The 24,206-nt window shown below is 61.7% G+C and carries 23 protein-coding genes and 1 pseudogene; 12 read left to right on the plus strand and 12 right to left on the minus strand.

Annotated features, from left to right (window positions below; translation table 11 throughout):
- Positions 1 to 129: 129 nt before the first annotated feature.
- Entirely contained in the window at positions 130 to 1,107 is a 978-nt protein-coding gene (locus tag PDO_RS22035; protein ID WP_037075073.1) for a tripartite tricarboxylate transporter substrate binding protein, read from the plus strand.
- Between the two features lie 39 nt (positions 1,108 to 1,146).
- Here the strand turns inward: PDO_RS22035 and PDO_RS22040 are convergent, their stop codons facing one another.
- From PDO_RS22040 to PDO_RS22070, 7 genes are all read right to left on the minus strand, one after another.
- Positions 1,147 to 2,793 (minus strand): FAD-binding dehydrogenase, encoded by a 1,647-nt coding sequence (locus PDO_RS22040; RefSeq protein ID WP_007607091.1) that lies wholly within the window; start codon positions 2,791 to 2,793, stop codon positions 1,147 to 1,149.
- 90 nt (positions 2,794 to 2,883) lie between these two features.
- Positions 2,884 to 3,915: a peptidoglycan -binding protein gene (locus PDO_RS22045; protein WP_007607097.1), complete on the minus strand. Its 1,032-nt coding sequence runs from the start codon at positions 3,913 to 3,915 to the stop codon at positions 2,884 to 2,886.
- Positions 3,916 to 4,962: a hypothetical protein gene (locus tag PDO_RS22050; protein ID WP_007607099.1), complete on the minus strand. Its 1,047-nt coding sequence runs from the start codon at positions 4,960 to 4,962 to the stop codon at positions 3,916 to 3,918.
- Between the two features lie 101 nt (positions 4,963 to 5,063).
- On the minus strand, positions 5,064 to 5,864 hold the full coding sequence (locus tag PDO_RS22055; protein WP_007607101.1) for an inositol monophosphatase family protein: 801 nt from the start codon (positions 5,862 to 5,864) through the stop codon (positions 5,064 to 5,066).
- A gap of 142 nt (positions 5,865 to 6,006) precedes the next feature.
- Complete coding sequence (locus PDO_RS22060; protein ID WP_007607103.1) at positions 6,007 to 7,296, minus strand: MgtC/SapB family protein; 1,290 nt, start codon at positions 7,294 to 7,296, stop codon at positions 6,007 to 6,009.
- 42 nt (positions 7,297 to 7,338) lie between these two features.
- Positions 7,339 to 8,541, minus strand: coding sequence for a tetratricopeptide repeat protein (locus PDO_RS22065; RefSeq protein WP_037075075.1), 1,203 nt, complete (start codon positions 8,539 to 8,541; stop codon positions 7,339 to 7,341).
- 8 nt (positions 8,542 to 8,549) lie between these two features.
- Positions 8,550 to 9,206 carry a thiamine phosphate synthase gene (locus PDO_RS22070; protein ID WP_007607107.1) on the minus strand — a complete coding sequence of 219 codons (657 nt, stop codon included), beginning with the start codon at positions 9,204 to 9,206 and terminating at the stop codon, positions 8,550 to 8,552.
- Positions 9,207 to 9,596: 390 nt separating this feature from the next.
- On the opposite strand from PDO_RS22070, the gene PDO_RS22075 reads away from it, so the two are divergent.
- A complete protein-coding gene (locus tag PDO_RS22075; RefSeq protein WP_007607109.1) occupies positions 9,597 to 9,857 on the plus strand; it encodes an ArsR/SmtB family transcription factor in 261 nt (86 codons plus the stop codon).
- 150 nt (positions 9,858 to 10,007) lie between these two features.
- Here the strand turns inward: PDO_RS22075 and PDO_RS27455 are convergent, their stop codons facing one another.
- Positions 10,008 to 10,184, minus strand: coding sequence for a YdcH family protein (locus PDO_RS27455; RefSeq protein ID WP_007607112.1), 177 nt, complete (start codon positions 10,182 to 10,184; stop codon positions 10,008 to 10,010).
- 233 nt (positions 10,185 to 10,417) lie between these two features.
- Here PDO_RS27455 and PDO_RS22085 point away from each other — a divergent pair, with 233 nt between their 5' ends.
- From PDO_RS22085 to PDO_RS22110, 6 genes are all read left to right on the plus strand, one after another.
- Positions 10,418 to 10,621, plus strand: coding sequence for a YdcH family protein (locus PDO_RS22085; protein ID WP_007607114.1), 204 nt, complete (start codon positions 10,418 to 10,420; stop codon positions 10,619 to 10,621).
- An 18-nt stretch (positions 10,622 to 10,639) separates the two neighbouring features.
- The gene (gene purE / locus PDO_RS22090; RefSeq protein WP_007607116.1) at positions 10,640 to 11,140 is read left to right on the plus strand and encodes a 5-(carboxyamino)imidazole ribonucleotide mutase; all 501 of its coding nucleotides are present in this window, start codon (positions 10,640 to 10,642) and stop codon (positions 11,138 to 11,140) included.
- On the plus strand, positions 11,137 to 12,201 hold the full coding sequence (locus tag PDO_RS22095; RefSeq protein ID WP_007607119.1) for a 5-(carboxyamino)imidazole ribonucleotide synthase: 1,065 nt from the start codon (positions 11,137 to 11,139) through the stop codon (positions 12,199 to 12,201). The genes purE and PDO_RS22095 overlap by 4 nt, the downstream gene beginning before the upstream one ends.
- A gap of 178 nt (positions 12,202 to 12,379) precedes the next feature.
- Positions 12,380 to 12,505 carry a type B 50S ribosomal protein L36 gene (gene ykgO / locus PDO_RS22100; RefSeq protein ID WP_007607121.1) on the plus strand — a complete coding sequence of 42 codons (126 nt, stop codon included), beginning with the start codon at positions 12,380 to 12,382 and terminating at the stop codon, positions 12,503 to 12,505.
- A gap of 117 nt (positions 12,506 to 12,622) precedes the next feature.
- A complete protein-coding gene (locus tag PDO_RS22105; RefSeq protein WP_007607122.1) occupies positions 12,623 to 13,312 on the plus strand; it encodes a tetratricopeptide repeat protein in 690 nt (229 codons plus the stop codon).
- 126 nt (positions 13,313 to 13,438) lie between these two features.
- Complete coding sequence (locus PDO_RS22110) at positions 13,439 to 14,524, plus strand: alpha/beta fold hydrolase (protein WP_052023496.1); 1,086 nt, start codon at positions 13,439 to 13,441, stop codon at positions 14,522 to 14,524.
- A 91-nt stretch (positions 14,525 to 14,615) separates the two neighbouring features.
- On the opposite strand, the gene pyk is transcribed toward PDO_RS22110, so the two are convergent.
- Positions 14,616 to 16,055 carry a pyruvate kinase gene (gene pyk / locus PDO_RS22115; protein WP_007607124.1) on the minus strand — a complete coding sequence of 480 codons (1,440 nt, stop codon included), beginning with the start codon at positions 16,053 to 16,055 and terminating at the stop codon, positions 14,616 to 14,618.
- Positions 16,055 to 16,447: pseudogene (locus tag PDO_RS22120) on the minus strand (DUF1036 domain-containing protein); the annotation flags it as partial. The pseudogene PDO_RS22120 and the gene pyk, both read right to left, overlap by 1 nt.
- A gap of 299 nt (positions 16,448 to 16,746) precedes the next feature.
- Here PDO_RS22120 and PDO_RS22125 point away from each other — a divergent pair.
- From PDO_RS22125 to PDO_RS22135, 3 genes are all read left to right on the plus strand, one after another.
- The gene (locus PDO_RS22125) at positions 16,747 to 17,589 is read left to right on the plus strand and encodes an N-formylglutamate amidohydrolase (RefSeq protein ID WP_007607126.1); all 843 of its coding nucleotides are present in this window, start codon (positions 16,747 to 16,749) and stop codon (positions 17,587 to 17,589) included.
- Positions 17,586 to 17,891, plus strand: coding sequence for a DUF1244 domain-containing protein (locus PDO_RS22130; protein WP_007607127.1), 306 nt, complete (start codon positions 17,586 to 17,588; stop codon positions 17,889 to 17,891). Before PDO_RS22125 ends, PDO_RS22130 begins: the two co-directional genes overlap by 4 nt.
- A gap of 90 nt (positions 17,892 to 17,981) precedes the next feature.
- Entirely contained in the window at positions 17,982 to 18,251 is a 270-nt protein-coding gene (locus tag PDO_RS22135; RefSeq protein ID WP_007607128.1) for a DUF2312 domain-containing protein, read from the plus strand.
- Between the two features lie 189 nt (positions 18,252 to 18,440).
- On the opposite strand, the gene PDO_RS22140 is transcribed toward PDO_RS22135, so the two are convergent.
- The gene (locus PDO_RS22140) at positions 18,441 to 20,231 is read right to left on the minus strand and encodes a DUF882 domain-containing protein (RefSeq protein WP_244426507.1); all 1,791 of its coding nucleotides are present in this window, start codon (positions 20,229 to 20,231) and stop codon (positions 18,441 to 18,443) included.
- 289 nt (positions 20,232 to 20,520) lie between these two features.
- On the minus strand, positions 20,521 to 22,059 hold the full coding sequence (locus PDO_RS22145) for a sigma-54-dependent transcriptional regulator (RefSeq protein WP_007607130.1): 1,539 nt from the start codon (positions 22,057 to 22,059) through the stop codon (positions 20,521 to 20,523).
- 295 nt (positions 22,060 to 22,354) lie between these two features.
- Between PDO_RS22145 and PDO_RS22150 the strand changes: the two genes are divergently transcribed.
- Positions 22,355 to 24,193, plus strand: a complete 1,839-nt coding sequence (locus tag PDO_RS22150) for a M3 family oligoendopeptidase (protein ID WP_458574668.1) — start codon at positions 22,355 to 22,357, stop codon at positions 24,191 to 24,193.
- Positions 24,194 to 24,206 lie beyond the last annotated feature (13 nt).

Genomic DNA, 24,206 nt, shown 5'->3' on the forward strand with positions numbered 1-24,206 from the left:
ACGTGCAGCCGTCCTACAACCACAGCGCATTGCCGTTGTTCGGTATCACCGGAACGCGACAATCACCCCTGTCCGGATGGATCGCGGGAGGAGCTGTGGCCGCCGGATAGTCAACACATGACGGGAGGAATGTTCATGTCATTCGTTAAATCCATAATCGCGGCGGGCCTGCTGGCCGGCGTTGTGTCGGTCGGTACGGCAAAGGCCGAATTTCCCGAGCGCGCGGTCACTCTGGTCGTGCCCTTTGCCGCCGGCGGCTCGACCGACGTCGTCGCCCGGGTCATTGCCGAGCGCATGTCGACCGATCTCGGTCAGCAGGTCGTGGTGCAGAATGTCGGCGGCGCCGGCGGCAGCCTCGGTGCTGGAAATGTCGCACGCGCAGAACCGGACGGCTACACCATCCTGATGGGCACAGTCGCCACCCATGCGCTCAATCCGCTGATCCTGAAGAACAAGCCGTATGATGCCGAAACCGATTTTGCCCCGGTCTCCCTGCTCGTCGTCGTGCCGAACGTTCTGGTCGTCAACCCGCAACTGCCGGTGAAAGACGTCAAGGAATTGCTCGCCCTGTTGAAGGCCGAGCCGGAAAAGTACAGCTATGCCTCGTCGGGCAATGGCACTCCGCTGCATCTGTCAGGCGAATTGTTCAACGCCATGGCCGGCGTCAAGATGCAGCATGTGCCCTACAAAGGCTCCGGCCCGGCCCTGACCGATGTGATCGGCAACCAGGTGCCGATCATGTTCGACAACCTTCCGTCCTCCTCCGGCCACATCAAGGCTGGCACATTGCGGGCGCTGGCCGTCACCACGGCTGAACGGGCGCCATCCTTCCCCGACGTGCCGACCATGGCCGAGGCGGGCATCCCCGGCTACGAGACCTATACCTGGAACGCATTGTTCGCCCCGAAAGACACGCCAAAGGACGTCGTCGACCGCCTGAACGCCTCCGCGAAAGTCGCCATGGCCGATCCGGCTGTCGTCGAGCGCATGAAGGAATTCAGCGCAACCGTCGTCGCATCGAGCCCCGAGGAACTGGCAGCCCACGTCAAGGCCGAGATGGCCAAGTGGACACCTGTCGTGCGTGACGCCAACGTGCAGATGGACTGATTGCGACCTCAGCAGGCAGGAAAGAAACAGTCCGCCGGATCACCCTCCGGCGGCTCTGCCGGCAACCCGTCCGGAAAACAGGCAGCCGCCGAGGAAGGTACCTTCCAGCGCATTGTAGCCATGCATGCCACCGCCGCCAAAGCCTGACACTTCACCCGCCGCATAGAGCCCCGCAATCGGCTTGTTGTCGCGCGACAAAACCCGACCGTCGAGATCGGTGTGCAAACCGCCCAAAGTCTTGCGGGTCAGGATATGCAGGCGCACCCCGATCAGCGGCCCCGCCTTGGGATCGAGCAGCCGATGCGGCTTGGCAGTGCGCATGAGCTTGTCGCCGAGATAGTTGCGCGCACCGCGAATGGCCGTGACCTGCGCATCCTTGCTGAACTTGTTGTCGATCTCCCGGTCGCGTGCCTCGATCTGTGTCCGGACATGATGGATGCCCAGGCGATGTTCGCCACTCACAGCATTCATCGCCGAGATCAGATCCTCGAGCGTGTCGCGGACGACGAAGTCCTCGCCCTTGTCCATGAAGGCCTGCACCGGACCCGGCGGGTTCTTGCCGAGCCGCTTCAGCAGCAGTGGCAGGTCCTTGTCGGTCAGGTCCGGGTTCTGCTCTGAACCGGAGAGGGCAAATTCCTTCTTGATGATCGCCTTGTTGAGGATGAACCAGGAATAGTCATCGCCGCGTGCCCGTATCGCCTTCAGCGTCGCCAGCGTGTCGAAGCCGGGCATGGCAGGCGCTGCAAACCGGTTGCCATCGGCATCGCACCAGAACGACGACGGACCCGGCAGGATGCGGATCCCGTGGTTTGGCCAGATTGGATCCCAATTACGCAGACCCTCGGTATAGTGCCACATCCGGTCGCCATTGATGATCTCGCCACCAGCGACCTGCGTGATCCCCAGCATGCGTCCGTCGACATGGGCCGGCACGCCCGCGACCATCGATTTCGGCGGCAGTCCAAGCCGCTCGACCGGCCAGCTCTTGCGCACCAGATCGTGGTTGCCGCCTATGCCACCAGACGCCACGATGACGGCTCCGGCCTTTGCCTCGAAACTGCCGACCACATTGCGCGAACTGGAGGCGCCCCGCGGCGTCGCGTCGCCTGCCAGAACTGAACCGGCAGCGCCTGTGACCGCGCCATTGGTGACGACCAGACGGTCCACCTGATGACGGAACAGCAAGGTGAGCTTGCCGGCAACTGCCGCAGCCCTTGCGCGCTGCACGAAGGGGGCAAGCACGCCCGGGCCGGTGCCCCATGTCACATGAAAACGTGGCACCGAATTGCCATGCCCTGTGGCGAGCGCTCCGCCGCGCTCGGCCCAGCCGACCACCGGAAACCAGCGCACCCCTTGCGCTTTCAACCAGCTCCGCTTCTCGCCGGCCGCAAAATGCAGATAGGCCTCGGCCCATTGCCGTGGCCAGAAATCCTCGGTGCGATCGAACCCGGCCGAGCCGAACCAGTCCTGCCGCGCCAGATCGAAGCTGTCGCGAATGCCCATCCGCCGCTGCTCGGGACTGTCGATGAAAAACAGGCCACCCAGAGACCAGAAGGCCTGGCCTCCAAGGTTCTGCTCACCCTCCTGATCCACAATGCCGACCTTCAGCCCGCGATCCACGGCTTCGGTGGCTGCAACAAGACCGGCCAGACCGGCACCGATGACCAGAATATCGAAATGCTGCATGATGTCCTCCAACAACAGGCAGTCTTACGCTTACGCGCACGTAATACAATCCTCAAATAAGGTGGGTATAGAACTGTACAGTACCGGATTTCACCGTTCGGTGAGTTTCAGCTCGATGCGACGGTTCAAGGATCGCGCCTCGACACTGTCGCCTTCGGCAATCGGCTGGTTTTCCCCGAAACCGGCAGCGACCAGACGGTTTGCGGGAACCCCTTGGGCAATCAGATATTTGACCACCGAGATCGCGCGCGCAGCCGAAAGCTCCCAGTTGTCGGCGTACCGACCCGTTCCCGCGAGCGGCACATTGTCGGTGTGACCATCGACACGCAGAACCCAGTTGATCTCCGGCGGAATTTCCCGCGCCAGATCAAGCAGGGCCGTGGCCAGCTTGGCCATCTCGACCTCGCCGGCCGGATTGAGCACATTGCCGCCGGACGGGAAAAGCACTTCCGACTGGAAGACGAAACGGTCACCGACGATGCGGATGTTTTCGCGGTCCGACAGGATTTCCCGCAGCCGGCCGAAGAAGTCGGACCGGTAGCGGTTCAACTCCTGGACCCGCTGCGCCAAGGCCACATTGAGCCGGCGGCCGAGATCGGAAATCTTCGCCTGGGAATTGGCATCCTTGGCTTCCGATGCCTGCAGCGCCTCCTCGATGGCGGCGATCTGCGCGCGCAGAGCGGCGATCTGCTGGTTGAGCAACTCGATCTGGCTCATCGCCCGGGTGCTGACCTGTTTTTCCGCGTCCAGTTCCTGCGTGAGCCTGCCGACTTTCACATTGGCCGCATCGGCAGACCCGGTTCCGCTCTCCAGAAGCTGCTGCAGCCGGGTGCGCTCGCTTTCCGAGGATGCGAGCGACGACTGCAGGCTGGCAAGCGTGTCTTCGAGATCCTGCTTGCCGCTCTTTTCGAGTGCCAGCAACTGGGTGAGTTCGGCAATCTGACTGTTCAGCCTGTTCAGCACCTCGTCCTTGCCGGAAATCTCCCGGCTCAGGATGAACTGCGCAAGGACGAAGACCGTGAGCAGGAACATGATCGCCAGAAGCAGCGTCGACAGGGCATCGACGAAGCCCGGCCAGTAATCGACGGAGCGCTCCCGGCGCCGGTTGCGGCCGAGCGCCATTTACTTCGTCCCACCGATCTTGTCGTTCAGCCGGTCGAGCGTCTTGCGCATCGCGCGGGCGTCCTCCTGCTGCGCCTCGATCCAGTCGCGCAGCATCTGCTGTTCGTTGCGCATGTTCTTCACCAGCCCCTGGATGCCCTCTGCCAGTCCGGCAATCGCAGCAACGGACCGTTCGCTGTTGCTCGTGTCGCCGCCGTCGCGATTGGCAAGCCGCGCAACCTCGACAAGCAGCAGCTTCACATCTTCGCTGGCGACCGCGCCGCTGCCGTCGGAAACGACCGCCAGTTCGGAATCGAGGTCCGTCACGGAAGACAGCCAGTTTTCCAGTTCCGTATAAAAGCGGTTCTGCGCGCGGCCCGCCTGAAGATCGAGAAAGCCGAGGACCAGTGAGCCGGACAGGCCGAGCAGCGAGGACGAAAACGCCGTGCCCATGCCGGCCAGCGGCGCGGTCAGACCGCTCTTCAGCGCGGTCAATACGTCATTGCTGTCGCCGGACGACGGATCAAGCGACTGGATGACGTCGTTGATCGACGCGATCGTGCCCAGCAGACCCCAGAAGGTGCCGAGCAGGCCGAGAAAGACCAGCAGGCCGACGAGATAGCGTGTCGTGTCGCGTGATTCATCCAGGCGCGTGCCGATCGAATCGAGAATGGACCGGAGCGCGGTGCTGGAAATCGCCATCGAGCGACGACCGCCGATCAGCGATTTCATCGGCGCAAGCAGACGCGGGTCACGACCGACGCGGTCGAAATCATTGCCTGCGGCACGGAAAGAATTGAACCAGCGCACTTCCGGGCGAAGTGCCAGCACGTGGTTGAACACCAGGATGATGCCGACCGCCAGAACACCCAGAATGAGGCCGTTCAGCCCCGGGTTGGTGATGAAGGCCGCGTGGGCCTGTCGATACAGGATGGCCGCGATGAAACCGACGATGATCAGGAAGATGACCATTGTGGTGAAGAAAGGCATCGGGCTGGAGAGCTTCTGGCCGTATTCCCCTGCTCGGGTTTCGCCCACTTCCAGGTCCGCCAGCTTCACTTTCGCCATGTGTACTCAACCTCCGGGGAATCTCAGTCCCGAAGGCTAGTAGAAAAATGAGACGAATTGAAGCCGGAAAGCCGCGTCATACAGCCCCGTTTTGAAAGCTCTTACGCCTTCGGTACGGGACGATTAATCACTTCTTCCAAGGCTTTGCGAATATACTCGTTGCCGGCGATCACGGCACCGGTCTCGAACATGTCCTGTGTACCCTTCATGTCCGAGACGAAACCGCCGGCTTCGCGGATCAGCAGCACACCGGCAGCAACATCCCAGATGTTGAGACCGGTTTCCCAGAACCCATCCAGGCGACCAGCAGCGACATAGGCGAGATCGAGCGCAGCCGCGCCCATGCGCCGCACGCCGGAGACTTCGCCCATGACATGGCGCAATTCGACGAGGAACTTGCCGTGCTGGCCACGACCGAGATGCGGCACGCCGCAGCCGATGACGCAATCCGACAGCACCTTGCGGGCGCCGACGCGGATGCGGCGATCGTTGAGGAAGGCGCCGCCGCCCTTTTCGGTCGTGTAGAGCTCGTCCGTCGCCGGGTTGAAAATCACGCCGGCGACGATCTCACCATTGCGCTCCAGCGCGATCGAGACGGCAAACTGCGGAATGCCGTGCAGGAAGTTGGTCGTGCCATCAAGCGGATCGACGATCCAACGATGCGCGCCATCGGTGCCCTTGATCTCTTCGCTTTCCTCGCCGAGGAATCCATAGGTCGGACGCGCCTTCAAAAGCTCCTCGCGCACGATCTTTTCGGCCCGGAAATCGGCCTGCGAAACGAAGTCGCCCGGGCCCTTGACGGAGACCTGCAGGTTCTGCACTTCGCCGAAGTCGCGCGCCAGCGACTTGCCCGCCTTGATGGCGGACTGAACCATGACGTTGAGAAGAGCTGAACGGGCCATTCGGTGACAATCCTTGAAATTCAGTGGTCGCCTTAAGGAAGCGACGAGAGCGGCGCTTGCGCGCGGCAGCGGTTGCGCGGTTCAAGACCACAAAAATTGCCGGATTTCAAGGGGCAACCCGCCATCCGGCCATGCACGAGGCTCACATCAGCCCCGCATCCCAATGCACCGCCCAGTGGACCGCCCAATGGACCACCAGGCCAGCACACACGGCAAGCAGCGAACCGACAGCCACTTTGGCGGCGAAGCTCCGGCTGCCAGTGCCCGCGGCGTAGAGCGCCTTCGCCGCGATGTTCGCAACCACGGCAAGGCCGACCGCCTCGACCGCGACGTCCGGGCTGAGCCGATCCGCCATGCCGGCAATCGTCACTGTCGCCGCATCGACATCGGCAAAGGCCGAAAGCACAGAGACGAGATAAAGCCCGCCATCGCCGAAGACCTGGCTTGCCGCCCGCGCCAGAAAAGCGACAGCAGTGATCAGCAGCGCCATGCGGATGACAGAGCCGATTTCGAACGGGTTGGCCGGCAGGTCTCCCTTGCCGGCGGGCTCACGCCAGCGGACGAAAAACAGCGCCGCAGTGACCATCACCAGCGCGGCAGCCAAAAGCCCCGGCAACACGGACCATCCCAGCAAGGGCGAAAGCGCAAGCATCAGAAACACAGTGCGCACCAGCGAAACGGCACCGGCAACCAGCGCTCCGGCGGCAAGCCCTGCTGACGAGACTGCATCAATACTTCGCCGCGCAAGCGCAAGCGTCGTGCCTGTTGATGAAACGAGACCGCCGACGGCGCCGGCCGCCAGGTCGCCCTGCCCCTGGCCGAGCATGCGGACCGCCACGTAGCCGACATAGGAGATTGACGCGAGCGCGATCACCAGCACCACCAGATTGCGCGGCGACACTCCGCCGAAAGGCCCCACGGGCTCGGCCGGGATCAGCGGCAGCAGCACGAATGTCATGGCCAGAAGAATGACCGCCGAGCGCAATTCCTCCCATTTCAGTCGCCGGATCGCCCCGTGCAGAAACTCGCGGCTCGCCAGAACCGCAACCATCGCCGCACCGCCGGCAGACGCCAAGACCATGTCGCCGATGACCGAGAGCGTTCCCAGGCCGAATGTCGCGACGGCGGCAATCACGGTCGTGGCGCTGAAGGATTTCTGCGCCTGCGCCTCCATCAGGCCAAAACGCAGGATGATCGCGGTGACGCAGAGCAGGAAACCGGTCACGACCAGCCCCGGGTATTGCGTCCCCGAAACCGCCCGCTCGATCAGCCCGGCCAGGCCTCCCGTCATCCCGATCAGGGTAAACGTCCGGATCCCGGCTGTTCGTCCACCCTCCGGCTCGTCACGCTCGCGCCAGTGACGCTCGACGCCGACGGCAGCACCGATGGCGATCGCAAGACCCAGACGCTGGAAAAGATCGAAGATGTCCATGCCACCGCTCCCCCAAGCGGTCGTCTTCCCAAACGAACCTTGTCAGCTCCGACGGAAACGATTGGCCCCGTCGATCGCCTGCTTCTGCTGTTCCTCGTTCAGACCCAGATAGAAGTCCTCAAGGGTTGGATCTGTCAGGCCGGCACGACGCGACAGCACATACCATTTGGCAGCTTCTACCGGGTCGGGCCGTGTGCCCAGCGCATTGATATAGAGATGCGACAAGCGGTTCTGCGCCACCACATTGCCGCGCTTGGCGGCAATGCTCAGCCAGCGGAAGCCCTCATCATAGTCGCGCGGGCCATTGATGCCATTGACCAGCCAGATGCCGATATCGAGCTGGGCCGTATCGAAGCCGGCCTTTGCCGCCCGCTCAAGCCAGTCGCGGGCCTTGGCCTTCTTCTCTGAAGGCACATCCTTCAAGGCCGTGTAGACCTGGGCCAGCGCATATTGCGCATCGGCAATACCTTGCTCCGACGCCTTTTCGTAATAGGGCATGGCCATGGTCAGACCCCGGACGCCCGGATTGTCCGACACCAGGATCTGCGCCCAATTGAACTGCGCCGAACCATTGCCTGCATCGGCGGCATTGCGCATGTATTCGTCGGCCTTCGCCTTGTCGCGCGCGACGTATTTGCCTTCCATCAGAAGAAGAGCATATTTGAACATTGCCGAGGGTTCGCCGCCCTGTGCCGCCTGGCCATACCAGAAGCTCGCACCTTTCAGGTCGCGCTTGACGCCAAGCCCGCGCGACATGATCTCCGCCAGCAATGTCTGCGCCGCCGGATCACCGAGTTGCGCACGCGGCAGTGCCTTGTCGACCGCCGTCAGAAACAGGCCGCGCTGGAAGGCGCCATAAGCCTCGTCCGGTTCCCCGGAGAATTCCTTTTCTTTCGGCGGATCGGGCAGCGGCGTCCCCATGCGCAGATAGATGTTGATCCCCTGCAATTCCTCTTCGCGACCGCCCTTGCCGGACTTGCCTTGATCGCGACCGGATTTCGTTTCCGGCGGCGCGGCATCACGGTCGGCACGGTCCAGCGTCGTCGCATCACCTGCGCTGCTGCTTGGCCGCTGGCCGCGATCAATCTTTCCGGCGTCTTCGGGCTCGGCAGGCCTGATTGCCGGCGCATCGCCAATCTCCATGCCATCCTCTGCATCCTGCGCATGCGCGGCAGGCGCCGTCGCGAGCGCGAGCCCTGTGAAAGCGGCGAGAATCAGACGATGGAGGGACAAGGATTGGCGCATGGAGCGGTTCAATCTTCAAACCGTGGCGCTTTTTCGTCCAGTTCGGCATTCACCTGGGAAACAATCGTCGCAGCCGTCGCCGGATCATCGAATACCGCCTTGCCAAGTGCCACGAACTCGGAGCCGCTCTCGGCCACGACAACGGCCGAGGAAGGATCGATGCCGCCCATGACAATGCACGGAATGGCAATCATTGCCGACCACCACTCACCAAGAGCGATGTTCTTCGAATGCGCTTCCGGCTTGATGTCTCCATCCAGCCTGCCGAAGAAAATGTAGTCCGGCTGTGCCTCGCCCATTTCGAGTGCGTGATGGCGGTCCATGGCGTTGCCACCACCGACAATCATTTTCGGCGTATGGTTCCCGACTGCCTCGGCCAGGGCTGCCGAATTGCCGCTGATATGCAGGCCGTCGGCCTTCACCCGGCCGGCAACCCGGCTGTTATCGACGATCAGCGCCGCGGCACCCGCCTCCTGGATCACCGGAACCAGCAGTTCGGCATGTTTCTGGAATGTCGCGTCGTCCAGTCCGTATTGCGGAATGATCACGGACGCGACGTCGCCACCGCGCAACGCATCGCCGAGAACGCGCGCCTGTTCTGCGGCATCCGCCATATCAGGGACGATCAGCACGAGGCGGCAGCGATCTTGTTTCTTCTTGGTCATCGATGATTCCGTTTCCGGGTGTTTCCGCAACCTGCGGAACACACCCTCGTTGTATCTCATGAAATCCGATAGACCGCTCTCCCTCAAGGATCAACCGGACAATGCGCATGGACTCGAACTTCTATGCTTGGTACCTCGCCCGCCATCTCCCTGTCGGCTGCCGAAAGACGCCGCGAGCACTAGCATCGTGCGCTCCATCAGGCGCTACGGCGAAAGGCAGGATCATTGCACGGAATTTCCACTCATTGATGTAGCGGCGAGCCTGTTCATCACGGAAGAAAGCCGCTCCACGCCAGCATTCCGGCGCCGGCCTGTGTCAGGCACCCGAAAGCCCTGCTGCACCGCACATTCGCGCTTGCCGCGCATTCGCCTTTGACATAACCTTTCGCCATGACAAACGCGGATCCTTTCACGGCTATCGCAGACCCGAACAGGCGTCACATCCTGGAGGATCTGCGTCGATCGCCGAAGACCGTGAATGACCTTGCCAAGACGCTGCCGATCAGCCGCCCGGCCGTCTCGCAGCATTTGAAGGCCCTGCTGGATTGCGGCCTGGTCGACGTGAAGGCGGAAGGCACGCGCCGCATCTACTGCGTGAACCGTCCGGGTTTTGACCGGATGAACCTCTGGCTCGATCAGTTCTGGTCCTGAACCGTCCTTGTTCACCGCAGAGCCTTGCTCACCGCAAAATGGAGACAAAATAAAAGCCCCGAAGTCGTGAACTCCGGGGCCGAAAAATGGTGGCTGCTTCACTCAGTACATCGGCCCCGGATCATCCGGAGCCGGCGCAGCCACATCCTGTCAATGTCGTGTGGAAGCCTTCAGGCGTTCCATTTCATCCTTAAGACGCAGCTTAAGACGCTTCAATTCGGCGATATGTTCATCGTTGACGGAGGGGGATGCAAGAGCGGTATGGAGTCTTTCCTCCAAAGCACCGTGCTTCTTTTCCAGCGATTCAAGATGAGCCTGCATGGTCATTTGATGCGTCCTTCCTTATTGGCCTACTTCCAGCTCTCTCCACTGGAGTTTCAGGCTTTACGAACGTAATGTGACACGAAGAATGCGGTTTGTCGAAGGCAAAGAACCCATTTCATTGCGGCAAAAACGCAGACAAGGATAACTTCCCGTTACCGGTATTTGGTGATAGGAGCTTGCGCGAATCTACCGTGCATCCTTAAGAAAGTGCACGAGGCGGCAATGGGGAACAAACAATGGCCGATCAAGAGCAGGCGGACGTCAGGCTCGCACTGGCACGGCTTCGCCAGGAGCACGAGGACTATGACGTCGCCATCAATGCGATGATCTCGACCGGTTGCGATGCCCTGAGAATTCAGCGAATGAAAAAGAAGAAATTGTCCATCAAGGACAAGATCACCTCGATCGAGGATCAGATCATTCCGGACATCATCGCCTGACCGCACAAAGGAAATCCGATGACAGCTGAGTGCCCACCCGTCGCCATCATCATGGGAAGCCAGTCCGACTGGGAGACGATGAAAAACGCTGCGGACACGCTGGACGCGCTCGGCGTCAATTATGAAGCCCGCATCGTGTCTGCCCACCGCACACCCGATCGCATGTATGCGTTTGCCAAAGGCGCGCGCGACGAAGGTTTCAAGATCATCATCGCCGGTGCCGGCGGCGCAGCCCACCTGCCCGGAATGGTCGCTTCGCTGTCGCCCCTGCCTGTTTTCGGCGTGCCCGTGCAGTCCAAGACCATGTCCGGCCTCGACAGTCTTTATTCGATCGTCCAGATGCCGGCCGGCATTCCCGTCGGCACGCTGGCCATCGGCCGCGCCGGCGCCGTCAACGCCGCCCTGCTTGCGGCCCGCGTTCTTGCCCTGCACGACGAAGACCTGACCGAACGGCTCGACGACTGGATCGAGCGCCAGGCCGGATCTGTCGCCGACTATCCGATGGACGAAACTCCATGACCATTCGCACCATCGGCATCATCGGCGGCGGCCAGCTCGGCCGCATGCTCGCCATGGCTGCGGCGCGGCTCAACTACCGTACTATCATCCTCGAGCCGCAGGCAGACAGCCCGGCGGCACAGGTGGCCAACGCCCAGATCACCGCCGCCTATGACGATCCGCAAGCGCTGGCAGAACTGGCAAAGCTGTGCGACGTCGTCACCTACGAATTCGAAAACGTGCCGGTCACGGCAGTCGAACGGCTGGCTGCAAGCGTTCCGGTCTACCCGCCGGCGAAGGCGCTGGAAGTTGCCCAGGACCGCGTCACCGAAAAACGCTTTCTCAATGCCTCGGGCATCGAGACGGCACGCTTTCACGCCATAGACAGCCAGAGCGACCTCGAAGCGGCATTGGCCGATTTCGGCGGCGAAGGCGTCTTGAAGACCCGCCGCTTCGGCTACGACGGCAAAGGTCAGAAGGTTTACCGCAAGGGTGACACGGCCGAAGGCGGCTATGCGGCCCTCGGTTCCGTTCCGCTGATCCTTGAAAGCTTCGTGCCTTTCGTTCGCGAAGTGTCGATCATCGCCGCCCGTGGTGCCGATGGCGAGGTGCAGGCCTATGACCCGGCCGAAAATGTCCACCGCAACGGCATCCTGCACACATCGACGCTTCCGGCCGCAATCCCGGCGGAAACAGCGATTGCTGCGCGTGAGGCTGCGACCACGCTGCTCAACGGCCTCGACTATGTCGGCGTGGTCGGGATGGAATTCTTCGTGCTCACCGATGGCGGCCTGATCGCCAACGAGATCGCACCGCGCGTGCACAATTCCGGCCACTGGACAGAGGCTGCCTGCATTGTCTCGCAGTTCGAGCAGCACATCCGCGCTGTGGCCGGCTTGCCGCTCGGCGACCCGTCGCGCCATTCCGACTGCGTGATGACGAATCTGATCGGTGACGACATTGATTCCGTGCCGGTATGGCTCGGCCGCAGCAATGTCCTTGTGCACCTCTACGGAAAAACCGAAGCCCGGCCCGGTCGCAAGATGGGGCATGTGACAGAAATAATGTCGATTAAAGCCTGAATTTCCGGGAATATTCGCTGCTTCTTGCCCGCAAATCGGGCATTGAAGGTTGACATGACCGGGCTGGTCGCGGTAATTGCGGCCAACTCTTCAGGGATGCGCCCGGGCGGCGCTCTTTTGATTGTTTTTGGCAGCGGGCGAATAAACCATTCCCCGACAATTGTTGTGGACCAGGAAAATGAAGATCAAGAACTCGCTGAAAGCGCTTAAGGCCCGTCATCGCGACAACCGTCTGGTTCGCCGCAAGGGTCGTGTTTACATCATCAACAAGATGAACCCGCGCTTCAAGGCTCGTCAGGGCTGAGGTTTCGGCGCAGCCTTCTGGCGCGCCATGCCTGTGGGAATACCTCGCCGTTCAGACGGCGTGTTGATGTCGTAAATTTGAGTTTGAAAGAAGGCGCAGAGGGATTATCGTCCCGGTATGCGCCTTCTTTCGTTGCGACTCACCTCGACCGCCCAGACGGTCTCCGCCCTGCTCCCCATGCTGCTCTTCGCAGGCATTGCGGTTGCACAGGTGCCCGATCAACCGTTTCCGGGGACACCACCAAATCCATCCGAACAGGCACCATCCGGGCAACCTTCGGTCGAGCCGGCGCCGGACAAGCAGGTTCCAGTCAAGGCAGCAGAAAAGCCACGCGATCTCGACGGCATGCTGGCCGCGCTCAAGCGTGAACGCAGCCCGCAGATCGCCCGGCAGCTGGCCAATTCCGTCATGGCCCGGTGGAATACATCGCAAAGCCCGACCGCCGACCTGCTGCTCGAATGGGCAAAGAAGGCGACCGATGAAAAACGCACTGCCGCGGCCCTCGATTTTCTCGACCAGGCGATTGCCCTGAACCCGGAATTTGTCGGCGCCTGGAACCAGCGCGCGACGCTTCACTACACAATGGGCAATTACAAGAAATCCGTCTCGGACATCAACAAGGTGCTGGAGCTCGAACCGCGCCACTTCGGGGCACTCGCAGGCCTTGCCGCCATCCTCTCCGAGCGTGGCAGCCAGGAGGCCGCGCTGAAGGCCTGGGAACGTTATGTCGAGATCTATCCGGCCGACCGCGAGGCGCAGGAATTCGTCATCACCATTTCCGAAGAGCTGGCCGGAACCCGGACCTGATGCATTGCCAACGGCAGGGCTTGACTGCGGGCTCCAGCGCCCGATCTTTCTGAGACCTGCCCCGCCATTTGGAAAGCTGCCATCTCCTTGCCAATTCCCCTCAGACCGGGCCTGATCGTGCTGGCCATCGTCATCTTTCTGGCCGCACTGCTTCTTGTTCTGGCCGCCGCGACCTATGTCCGCGCCAGGATGATCGAAGCGGCCTACCCGAACACCGGCACGCTGACAGATGTCGGCGGCTACCGCCTCAACGCGCTGCATGTTCCCGCAGGCCCGAACGCCGACTTGCCACCGATCGTCTTCATCCACGGCGCAAGCGGCAACCTGCGCGACCAGGCCGGCGCCTTCCTGGCACCGCTGCAGGGGCGGGCCGAGATGCTGTTCGTCGATCGGCCCGGCCATGGCTATTCCGAACGTGGCGGCCCGGAAAACAACTTTCCCGACGGGCAGGCGCGCGCCATTGCCAGGCTGATGGAATTGAAGGGCATCGACCGGGCGATCATCGTCGGCCATTCCTTCGGTGGCGCGATCACCGCAAGCTTCGGCGTGCTGTTTCCCGACAAGACCGCCGGCCTGCTGTTCCTCGCGGCGGCAACCCATCCCTGGCCCGGCGGCGTCGACTGGTACTACCATCTCGCCTCGATGCCGATCATCGGTCCGGTCTTTTGCCACACACTGGCGCTGCATGCCGGCATGGCCAGGCTCGACGCGGCTACCAGCCATGTCTTTGCGCCGAATGCGCGCGCGCAAACCTATGCAAATGACACCGGCCCTGCGCTGGTGCTGAGGCCGTCCACCTTCCGCGCCAATGCCACGGATGTCGCCAACCTGCTCGGCTACGTGACACGCTTTGCGCCGCGCTACAGCGAGATCGACAAGCCGACCGTGGTCATCACCGGCGACAGCGACGAGATCGTGCTGGAGGAGATCCATTCGCGCGGCCTTGCCCGCGACATCACCGGATCGGAACTCGTCTGGGTCAAGGGGCTCGGCCACAAGCCGGACTATGTCGCGACCGATCTGGTCATCGCGGCAATCGAGAAGCTCGCCGGCCAGCCGCACGACCTGCAGGCCATGGCACGGGACCTGGAGCCGATACTTGCAGCCTCAAGCCGGGATCGGCACAGCCACACACCCGAGGCCCGGGCGACAATCGGGGCAAGCCCGGCAACGCTTGCCGAACTGGAAGACAACCAACCTCCATCCCGTTGAGCAAAGTGCAATCCGGCCGAAAAAGCTTAAATTCGGGCATTAAAAAAGCCGCCCTCGGGCGGCTTTTCCAATTCTTGAATGTCGGAACCGATCAGATGCCCGACTGGCCGTCAGCACCGATATAGGCGATGCGCAGCATATTCGTCGCGCCGGGCGTGCCGAGCGGAACGCCGGCCGAGATGATGATGCGGTCTGCCGGCTTGCCGAAACCTTCCTCGACCACGATCCGGCAGGCGCCGTTGACCATGTCGTCGAGATCCGTCGGCTCCTTGGACACGACGCAGTGCAGGCCCCAGACAACCGACAGGCGGCGTGCCGTCTGGATGACCGGCGACAGCGCGATGATCGGCACTTCCGGGCGCTCGCGCGACGCGCGCAGGCCGGTATTGCCCGACGATGTGTAACAGACGATCGCCTGCAGCTTGAGCGTCTCGGCAATCTGGCGGGCGGCCAGCGAAATCGCATCGGCGCCGGTTGCTTCCGGCTGGGCGCGCTGGGCGTAGATGATGCCCGGATAATGCGGCTCGCGCTCGATAGTGGCAGCGATCGACGCCATGGTCGCGACGGCTTCAACCGGATACTGGCCGGAAGCCGATTCGGCCGACAGCATGATGGCGTCGGCACCTTCGAACACGGCGGTCGCCACGTCGGAGACTTCGGCGCGGGTCGGAACCGGCGCGGTGATCATCGATTCCAGCATCTGGGTGGCAACCACCACCGGCTTGCCTTCGCGGCGGCAGGCGCGGATCAGCTGCTTCTGGATGCCCGGAACGCGCTCCAGCGGCATTTCCACGCCAAGGTCGCCACGGGCCACCATCAGCGCGTCGGAAAGTTCGATGATTTCGTCGATACGCTCGAGTGCCTGCGGCTTTTCGATCTTCGACATCAGGCCGACGCGACCCTTGGCGATCTTGCGTACTTCGGCCAGATCTTCCGGACGCTGGATGAACGACAGAGCAACCCAGTCGACATCATTGGTCGCCAGAACGGCATCCAGGTCGGCGCGGTCCTTGTCGGTCAGAACGCCGGTCGCCAGAATGGTGTCGGGCAGGCTGACGCCCTTGCGGTCTGAAATCTTCGTGCCGGACACGACTTCGGTGACGATGGTCTTGCCGTCGCACTTCACCGCCTTGAGATGCAGCTTGCCGTCGTCGATCAGCAGGCGATCGCCAACATTGACCGATTCCATGATTTCCGGATGCGGCAGGTAGACGCGGGTGGCGTCGCCAGGTGCTTCGTTGCTGTCGAGCGTGAATGTCTGGCCCGGCTTCAACTCGACCGTGGTGTCGGCGAACTTGCCAACGCGCAGCTTCGGTCCCTGAAGGTCGGCAAGAATGCCGATCGGGCGGCCGCAGGCGGCTTCGACACTGCGAATGCGCTGGATCAGCGTCCGCAGCATCTCATGGCTCGAATGGCTCATGTTGATACGGAAAAGATCGGCACCGGCTTCATGAAGTTTCCGGATCATCGCCTCGTCGGAAGAGGCTGGCCCGAGCGTTGCAAGGATCTTTACTTTGCGGTTGCGCTTCATCAGTTCTGGCTTTCTTGGGTGCCCGACGTATCGGAGAGCTGGACCATCCAGCTGCCCTGCCGGCCGGTGTCATATTCTTTGAATCCCATTTGCTGATAGCCACGCGCGAAGCAGTCGTTCACGCCCACGATCTTGAACTCGTTCTCGGCGACACACATGTTGATGTCACCGGCCCATCGACCGCCGCGGGCCGCGTCTTCAGCATAGAGATAATAGTAGCGCGACTGCAGTTCGCCTTCGATCAACGTGGCGCATGTGCCAGCCGGCACCTGCCACCAGCCCTCGGTAATCCAGCCTTCCTCGGCTCGATATCCCACGGAAACGCCGACCAAATTCTGTGTCCCATTGCAGACCCTGAACTCGGCATGGGCAGCACTTGCGGCCATGAATGGCGCGAGCAAGGCTCCTACGAGAAGAAGGGGCTTTAAAAAACGCGCGGCAGCGCGGTCGCAAGTCTGTCGATGTTGCTTCTGCACGATTGCCGCCGGAACTCCATAAATGCGCATTGGATGCCTTCTTGCGATGATGACCCAAGAATGTCAACGCAACTCTAATCGATTATAATTCCCACCTCGGGTCAGGGTTGGAACCATCATGTTCGATCTTGGCACAAACGTGACCGAGGTGAAAGCTTGCGCTCCCTATTCCCCCATGCGATCAAACCCCTCTAGCATGAGATGGCTTCGAACTGATGAATGAATTCCCACCTTTCGAGATTGTAGACGGCCGATATGACAACGGCTTGATCCTGCTTGCCGATCACGCAACCAACCATCTCCCGCACCGCTACGACCGCCTCGGCCTGCCGGATTCGGCATTCGAGCGCCATATTGCCTATGACATCGGCATCGAGGCGCTGACCCGCGCACTTGCCGCCCGCCTCGGCGTACCGGCGGTGATGTCGCGTTACTCCCGCCTGCTGATCGATCCGAATCGCGGCGAGGACGACCCGACCATCATCATGCGCATCTCCGATGGCGCGATCATCCCCGGCAATCACCCGATTGCACCGGACGAATGGCAGCACCGTATCGAGACCTTTCACCGGCCCTATCATCGCGCCATCGCAGACACGATCGAAAGGGTTGCGACAACCTCCGGCAAGGCGCCCCTCGTGCTGTCGCTGCATTCCTACACCCCCGCCTGGAAGGGCGTGGCGCGTCCCTGGCATGCGGCCGTGTTGTGGGACACCGACCATCGTGCGGTCCGCCCGCTGATCGACCTGCTGAGCGAACCGGGCGACATCCTGGTCGGCGACAACGAGCCCTATGACGGTGCGCTGAAAGGCGACACGATGTATCGTCATTGCATGACCCGGGGCATCCCGCATGCCCTGCTGGAAGTGCGCCAGGATCTGATCGGCCACGAGGATGGCGTGCTCGCATGGGCCGATCGTCTGGCACCGATCTTTGGCAGGATGAATGCCGACCCTGCCCTTCATCGCTATCAGGTCCACGCCTCGCGGACTGGCCCCTACCCGACGATGTCGGCGGACCCCATATCCGAAACACCCCATGAGGAGTGTGCATCATGACAAAGCTCAGCCAACAACAGCAGCTCGAGTTCGAAGCAGCCGCCTTTCGCCGTCTCGTCGCCCATCTGCGTGATCGGCCCGATGTGCAGAATATCGACCTGATGAATCTCGCCGGCTTCTGTCGCAACTGCCTGTCAAACTGGTACCTTGACGCCGCCAAGGAGGCAGGCACGGCGCTGACGCGGGACGAGACGCGCGAGATCGTCTATGGCATGCCCTATGACGAGTGGAAGGCGCAGCATCAGCAGGAAGCCGATGACAAAAAGAAAGCCGCCTTCGAGCAGAACCGGCCGAAGGAGTGATCGCCACCGCGTCTTTGGGACTTGACGCGGGGCTTCGTTCACGGCAGTTCATCGCCACCGATAAAATTCCCCCTACGAAGGAGATTGCCCATGTCTGATGCTGCCCACGGCGTCGCCCGCGACCAGCTCCGCGCCTTTGTTGAGCGCATCGAGCGTCTCGAAGAAGAAAAGAAGACCATCGCCGACGACATCAAGGACGTCTATGGCGAAGCCAAGTCCATGGGCTTCGACACCAAGATCCTCAAGAAGGTCATCGCCCTTCGCAAGAAGGACGACCAGGAGCGCATGGAAGAGGACCTGATCCTCGACACCTACCTGCATGCACTCGGCATGATCGAAAATCCGCCGGAAGCCGAATAAGCGCTGTCAGCCGACATCAGGAACCCGCCCTCGTGGCGGGTTTTTTGTTGCCGTGCTAGGCCGCATCGAAGGTGGGCGCAGATCTGGGAAGGTCTTATGGCCGGGCAAGGCTGCGCTGCGACCTTCCCGGCTACAAACGAAAAACCCGCCGGAGTGGCGGGTTTTTTGTGTCTGGGATTTGCGATGCCGCTAAGACTTGGGCTGGCCGAAGCGGCTTGGATCGACCGAGGTCGCACCCTGCTTGAAGCCGACCGGAATGGCGGTGCCCGGTGCGCTCAGCGAGCGGGCAACGATGCGGGGTGCCTTGACCGGCTTGCTGACAGTCGCGAACGTGTCCTTGCTCAGTGCCCATTGCGTGATCATGCTCTTGGTCAGCTTTGCACCGCCGGTCATCGCCATGCGCGCCTGTTCGGCCTCAAGCTCGCTCGGACGGCCACCCTTGGTCGGCAGGCCGGCCTCGACACCATCGGCCTGGCCGACCGGCGTATCGAACATGTCGCCAAACTGCGTCTCGGGTTCGGCTTCTTCTTCGCGGTCGATCGAGGCAACCTCGATATAACGTGCCGGCTGCTGCGGCTGCGCAGCGGGCGCATCCTCGACCTTGGCCACCGCGGTCATGTCCTTCGGATAAGCTGCCGGAACCGGGGCTGCAGCCATCTCGGGCTGAGCATTGCCCTTCTCGAGCGCCTCGGCCGCTTCAGGAGACAGGATCGCCTGCTCGACTTCATCGACTTCCGCTTCGATTTCCGAATCGGCATTCGCGAGCAGCGCTTCGGCAACCGATGGGCGCACAGACGGGACTGGGACCGTCATGCCGTCAGCCAGCACTGCACCCTCGGTCATTGCCGGATCGATCGATGCCGTCATCACATTCGCGGCAGCACCCTGTTCCGCATTGCCAGGCATGCCGCGCGGTCCGAGCAGTGTCGGGATCGGGATGTTGACCGCCTGCAGATCAGCGAATTCACTGGCCGGTGCCTCAACCGGAACCGGTACGCCGCTGGCGACCTGGCTGAGGGCATCCTCGGCCGCATTGCGAGGCGGCTGATAAAGGGCAACGGCAAGACTTGCATCCGCCTGCTTCAGCGAAGGCCGGGCCTGCGGCACAGGCAGCGCCGCAAGCGACGGCTGCTCGACGCCCGGCAGGGCGCTGGCGACCATAACCGGTTCGGCGGCGGTCACGACGGCTGGCGCCGGTTCCTCGCGCTGCGGCTGCGCGGCGACGGCGGGACGCTCGGACGGCACGCTGACATCTTCTTCCTCGTCCTCGTCACCACCGCCAAACAGCATGGCAAGCAGGTTCTTCGAACGCGACGGGCTCTTAGCTTCCGCCATCAGGATCGTATTGCCGGAGGCCAGACGCTTCTTGTACTCAGCCATTGCCTGCTGGTAGCCCGGCAGCGGCTTGCCGTCCGAAGGAAGGTGAACCGTCTTGCCGTCGGGGAACAAGCGAACGAGATCCTGGCGGTTCATCCGCGGCCAAGCGCGCACGCCGCCGACATCCAGATGGACAAACGGCGAACCGGAATTCGGATAGTAACCGACGCCACCGGCCTGCAGCTTCACGCCGTTCTCGCGAATCGTCTTCAGCGAAACGCCCGGAATGTAGAAGTCCATCGCCGTGCCGCGCATGTGCTGGCTTTCCTTGGCCACGCCTTTCGAGCGGGACCTCAGCATGGCGTTGGTCTGCGGCGAACGATAGCCGGATACGGCCTTGATATAACCCTTGCCGCCGGAGCGCTTGTAGACTTCCCACACCAGATCGAACAGGCGCGGATCCATCTTGGTCGGCTCGTTGCGACGCCAGTCGCGGAGAATGTAATTGAGTTGCTTCAGACCCTTCGGGTCGTAGCGGCCATTGCGCTTGAACGTGATCGACGCTTTTTCGCCCGTGTGGACGAATTCGATGTTCAGCGTCCGGGTTTCGGCCGAAGCCGTCCTGGCCGTACCAACAAGCAAAAACGCACTGATAAAAAACATCGCGAACAGCGGCAGCAAAAGCCTCTTCGCGAAATGCGCGCAAGCAATCCGGGCCAAGCGCCCGTTTTGCTTATGAGGCGCGCTAATGTCCTGCGATGTATGCAATGCAATCCCCGTCCAAAGACTACGTCCCAGGCAAACTCAAATGAATGTCAAATGCGGTCTTAGCATGGCAAATCTGCCACAGATCCGCAAGCAATCCATATATAGTGAACGCTTGCCTAACAAGTGCTTAGCATGTGGTAAGCGATTAAGCTTACCCCAGAGTTAACACTGGACAAAGTCGGAATCAGGCCGCGTGCTTTTGCGGATCGTCCGGATCGATCCCGTAATCCTTGAGTTTGCGATAAAGCGTCGATCGGCCGATACCCAGTTTGCGTGCCACTTGGCTCATCTGCCCACGGTAGAATTTCAACGCGAAACGGATCAATTCCTCTTCAATTTCAGCGAGTTTCCGAACGTTCCCGGCTTCATCAGTGCTGATGATAACATTGCCCTGGCCACCGGTAGCGACCGGAGGAGGTGCTGTCTGTGGTGCCGCAAAACTGGCCGTACGTTCCGCCAGTGCCGCCTGCACCCTCGCCATCGTGGTCGGCTCGTTCAGACCCGCTGGAACGTCATGACTGTGTCCAGCGGTGCGGGTTGTGGATACCTGCGACGCTATATGCGGAAAATCTGATTCGCCGAGGACGCTACTTTCGGCAAGCACGACAGCTCGGAAAATCGCGTTTTCAAGCTGGCGGGTATTTCCCGGCCAGTCGAACGCGGTGAGCAGTGCAATGGCCGATGAATCGATCTGCAAGGTCTTGACCAGCCGCTGCTCGAGCGAGAAGCGCTCGACAAATGCCCGAACCAGATGCGGAATGTCCTCCTTACGCCGCCTGAGCGCGGCAATCGTGATCGGAAAGACGTTCAGGCGGTAGTACAGATCCTCGCGGAACCGGCCAGCTTTCACCTCCTCGATCAGATCCTTATTGGTCGACAGGATCAACCGGACATTGACCTTGCGCGATTTGCGCGAGGCGCCGCCGTCTAGCTCACCGGACTGCACGAGTTCCAGCAGCCGGATTTGAGCCGGTGCCGACAACTCGCTGATTTCCTCTATGAAAAGAGATCCGCCATCCGCATCGGAAATCTTACCGGGTGCGACTTCACCATCGGCCGCAACGCCGCGCTCGCTGCCAAACAGTGCCTCCTCGATTTGGCTCGGTGCGGCAGCGTTGCAATTGATCAGGACGAAAGGCCTGGAAGCGCGATCGCTTGCCGCATGAATGGCCCGCGCGATCAATTCCTTGCCGACACCCGCCTCGCCTTCGAGCATAACCGGAATGGCAGACTGCGCCGCCCGGCGGCCGAGCTCGACAACACGCGACATGGCCGCGCTGACCGACACCACATCGGAAAAACTGACCGCACCGCTGCGCGCTCGGCGCGGTGCCTTGCCCTGCAGGCTGCTGTGATGGATCTTCAGGGCCGCCTGCAAGGCCCCCATCAGGCGCTCCGGCGCAAACGGCTTGACCAGGAAGTCGAAAGCTCCGCCGCGGACGGCGGAAAGCGCGGTATCGGTCGCTCCATCCGCGGTCAACACGACCGCCGGGATCGTCGGATTGATGTCGGAGAGCGTTGACAGAAGTGTTGCCGGCAAGCCATTGCAGGAGGAGGCATCCACCAGCACGACATTGATCGCATCGCGATTGCGCCGCAGGATTTCAATCCCGGCATGCGGCGTCTCGGCCATGTGAGCAATATGCCCTTGCGCCTCGATCGCGAACTTCAGTGTCCGACGCTGTGTCGGATCCTCATCGATAACTAGGATATGTGCGGTCAACGGTGACTCCCCGGATCCATGCTGGCGCGTTCGCGCTCCTGGGTCTTTTCAAGCGGGGAGCCTGCCAGAAAGGACTGAACATGTTCTTTGAAGAAATGCTCGCATTTTAACCGTCTCTAACCTGATTTGGCACAATCCACAGGCGCAGACCGCATCAAGGCACACCCTTTCGATGCCAACTCGGATCAGTTCTGGTGCTTGCCGTCCGGCCACCGACTGACTACATCTCCCACGCGACCGAGAGAGAAAGGATACCACCATGATGATCGACCGAAGCCCCGCCGTGACCCCGCTCATGCGCACTGCGGCCACCGGCTCCGCAGCGGCGTCCCCCGTTCAGGCCTCGACCCTTGGTGATCTGCCCACATGGAAACTGGAAGATCTCTATCCCTCGCAGACCGGCCCGGAATTTCTCGGCGCCGTCGAAAAGGCCGCCAGCGATGCGCTGGCCTTTGAAGTGAAATGGAAGGGCAAGCTGGCCAACGCACTCGAAACAGTCGGTCCCGAAAGCGTCGCCGTCGCGCTGCAGGAACTGGATGCGCTGGAAGACCTGATCGGCCGCATCGGCTCCTATGCCGGTCTCACCTACTATTCCGACATGATCAACCCGGCAAACGGCAAGTTCTTCGGCGACATCCAGGCCAAGCTCACGGATGTTTCCGCCCGCTTGCTGTTTTTCCCGCTCGAACTCAACCGCCTGGATGACGACGCCGTTGATGCGGCCATCGGCCGCGATCCGGCGCTCGCCCATTTCAAGCCGTGGATCGTCGACCTGCGCAAGGACAAGCCGTTCCAACTCGACGACCGGATTGAACAGTTGTTTCTTGAAAAGTCGCAGACGGGCGCTGCGGCCTTCAACCGTCTGTTCGACGAGACGCTGGCCTCGCTGCGTTTCAAGGTCGACGATCAGGAAATGCCTCTCGAACCGACCCTGACCATGCTGCAGGACGCCGATCCGGCCCGGCGCGCCAAGGCCGCCGAAGCCCTGTCGAAGACCTTCAAAGACAATATCCGCGTCTTCGTCCTGGTCACCAACACGCTGGCCAAGGACAAGGAAATCTCCGACCGCTGGCGCGGCTTCGACGACATCGCCGACTCGCGCCATCTTGCCAACCGTGTCGAACGCGAGGTTGTGGATGCGCTGGCGACAGCAGTGCAGGAAGCTTATCCGCGCCTGTCCCATCGCTACTACACCATGAAGGCCAAGTGGCTCGGCATGGACCAGATGAATTTCTGGGACCGCAACGCACCGCTGCCGGAAACCTCCGACCGCCTCATTCCCTGGGATGAAGCCCGCGAGATGGTGCTGTCGGCCTATGGCGGCTTTGCGCCGGAAATGGCCGAGATCGCCAGCCGCTTCTTCGACGGCGGCTGGATCGATGCCCCGGCCCGCCCCGGCAAGGCGCCGGGCGCCTTTGCCCATCCGACGGTTCCCTCTGCGCACCCCTATGTGCTGCTCAACTATCTCGGCAAACCGCGCGACGTGATGACGCTCGCCCATGAGCTCGGCCATGGCGTGCACCAGGTTCTCGCCGGCGAACAGGGTGCGATGATGTCGCAAACCCCGCTGACCCTCGCCGAAACCGCCTCCGTCTTCGGCGAAATGCTGACCTTCCGAGCCCTTCTCGACAAGACGACCGACAAGCGGGAGAGGAAGGCCATGCTCGCCCAGAAGGTCGAGGACATGATCAACACGGTCGTGCGCCAGATCGCCTTCTACCAGTTCGAGCGCAAGATCCATGCGGCCCGCAAGGAAGGCGAACTGACCGCAGAAAAGATCGGCGAACTCTGGCTCTCGGTCCAGGAAGAAAGCCTCGGCCCGGCGATCAAGATCTCGGAAGGTTATGAGACGTGGTGGGCCTATATCCCCCACTTCATCCACTCGCCCTTTTATGTCTATGCCTATGCCTTCGGCGACTGCCTGGTGAACTCACTCTATGCCGTCTACCAGAATGCCGAGGACGGCTTCCAGCAGAAATATTTCGAACTATTGAAGGCCGGCGGCACCAAGCATCATTCCGAGCTTCTGGCACCCTTCGGCCTCGACGCCACCGATCCGTCGTTCTGGACCAAGGGTCTGTCGATGATAGAGGGCCTGATCGACGAGCTGGAAGCGCTTGATACGGCAGCTTGAGCAGGAGACGCCG

Origin of the sequence: Rhizobium sp. PDO1-076 (genome assembly GCF_000247475.1) — a bacterium.
In the GTDB taxonomy this organism is placed as follows: domain Bacteria; phylum Pseudomonadota; class Alphaproteobacteria; order Rhizobiales; family Rhizobiaceae; genus Allorhizobium.

What these genes read in the sequence shown, in the direction of transcription:
- PDO_RS22035 (WP_037075073.1), top strand. Translation starts at nt 130, where the DNA reads ATGTTCATGTCATTCGTTAAATCCATAATCGCGGCGGGCCTGCTGGCC.
- PDO_RS22040 (WP_007607091.1), bottom strand. Translation starts at nt 2,793, where the DNA reads ATGCAGCATTTCGATATTCTGGTCATCGGTGCCGGTCTGGCCGGTCTT.
- PDO_RS22045 (WP_007607097.1), bottom strand. Translation starts at nt 3,915, where the DNA reads ATGGCGCTCGGCCGCAACCGGCGCCGGGAGCGCTCCGTCGATTACTGG.
- PDO_RS22050 (WP_007607099.1), bottom strand. Translation starts at nt 4,962, where the DNA reads ATGGCGAAAGTGAAGCTGGCGGACCTGGAAGTGGGCGAAACCCGAGCA.
- PDO_RS22055 (WP_007607101.1), bottom strand. Translation starts at nt 5,864, where the DNA reads ATGGCCCGTTCAGCTCTTCTCAACGTCATGGTTCAGTCCGCCATCAAG.
- PDO_RS22060 (WP_007607103.1), bottom strand. Translation starts at nt 7,296, where the DNA reads ATGGACATCTTCGATCTTTTCCAGCGTCTGGGTCTTGCGATCGCCATC.
- PDO_RS22065 (WP_037075075.1), bottom strand. Translation starts at nt 8,541, where the DNA reads ATGCGCCAATCCTTGTCCCTCCATCGTCTGATTCTCGCCGCTTTCACA.
- PDO_RS22070 (WP_007607107.1), bottom strand. Translation starts at nt 9,206, where the DNA reads ATGACCAAGAAGAAACAAGATCGCTGCCGCCTCGTGCTGATCGTCCCT.
- PDO_RS22075 (WP_007607109.1), top strand. Translation starts at nt 9,597, where the DNA reads ATGACAAACGCGGATCCTTTCACGGCTATCGCAGACCCGAACAGGCGT.
- PDO_RS27455 (WP_007607112.1), bottom strand. Translation starts at nt 10,184, where the DNA reads ATGACCATGCAGGCTCATCTTGAATCGCTGGAAAAGAAGCACGGTGCT.
- PDO_RS22085 (WP_007607114.1), top strand. Translation starts at nt 10,418, where the DNA reads ATGGCCGATCAAGAGCAGGCGGACGTCAGGCTCGCACTGGCACGGCTT.
- purE (WP_007607116.1), top strand. Translation starts at nt 10,640, where the DNA reads ATGACAGCTGAGTGCCCACCCGTCGCCATCATCATGGGAAGCCAGTCC.
- PDO_RS22095 (WP_007607119.1), top strand. Translation starts at nt 11,137, where the DNA reads ATGACCATTCGCACCATCGGCATCATCGGCGGCGGCCAGCTCGGCCGC.
- ykgO (WP_007607121.1), top strand. Translation starts at nt 12,380, where the DNA reads ATGAAGATCAAGAACTCGCTGAAAGCGCTTAAGGCCCGTCATCGCGAC.
- PDO_RS22105 (WP_007607122.1), top strand. Translation starts at nt 12,623, where the DNA reads ATGCGCCTTCTTTCGTTGCGACTCACCTCGACCGCCCAGACGGTCTCC.
- pyk (WP_007607124.1), bottom strand. Translation starts at nt 16,055, where the DNA reads ATGAAGCGCAACCGCAAAGTAAAGATCCTTGCAACGCTCGGGCCAGCC.
- PDO_RS22125 (WP_007607126.1), top strand. Translation starts at nt 16,747, where the DNA reads ATGAATGAATTCCCACCTTTCGAGATTGTAGACGGCCGATATGACAAC.
- PDO_RS22130 (WP_007607127.1), top strand. Translation starts at nt 17,586, where the DNA reads ATGACAAAGCTCAGCCAACAACAGCAGCTCGAGTTCGAAGCAGCCGCC.
- PDO_RS22135 (WP_007607128.1), top strand. Translation starts at nt 17,982, where the DNA reads ATGTCTGATGCTGCCCACGGCGTCGCCCGCGACCAGCTCCGCGCCTTT.
- PDO_RS22140 (WP_244426507.1), bottom strand. Translation starts at nt 20,231, where the DNA reads ATGTTTTTTATCAGTGCGTTTTTGCTTGTTGGTACGGCCAGGACGGCT.
- PDO_RS22150 (WP_458574668.1), top strand. Translation starts at nt 22,355, where the DNA reads ATGCGCACTGCGGCCACCGGCTCCGCAGCGGCGTCCCCCGTTCAGGCC.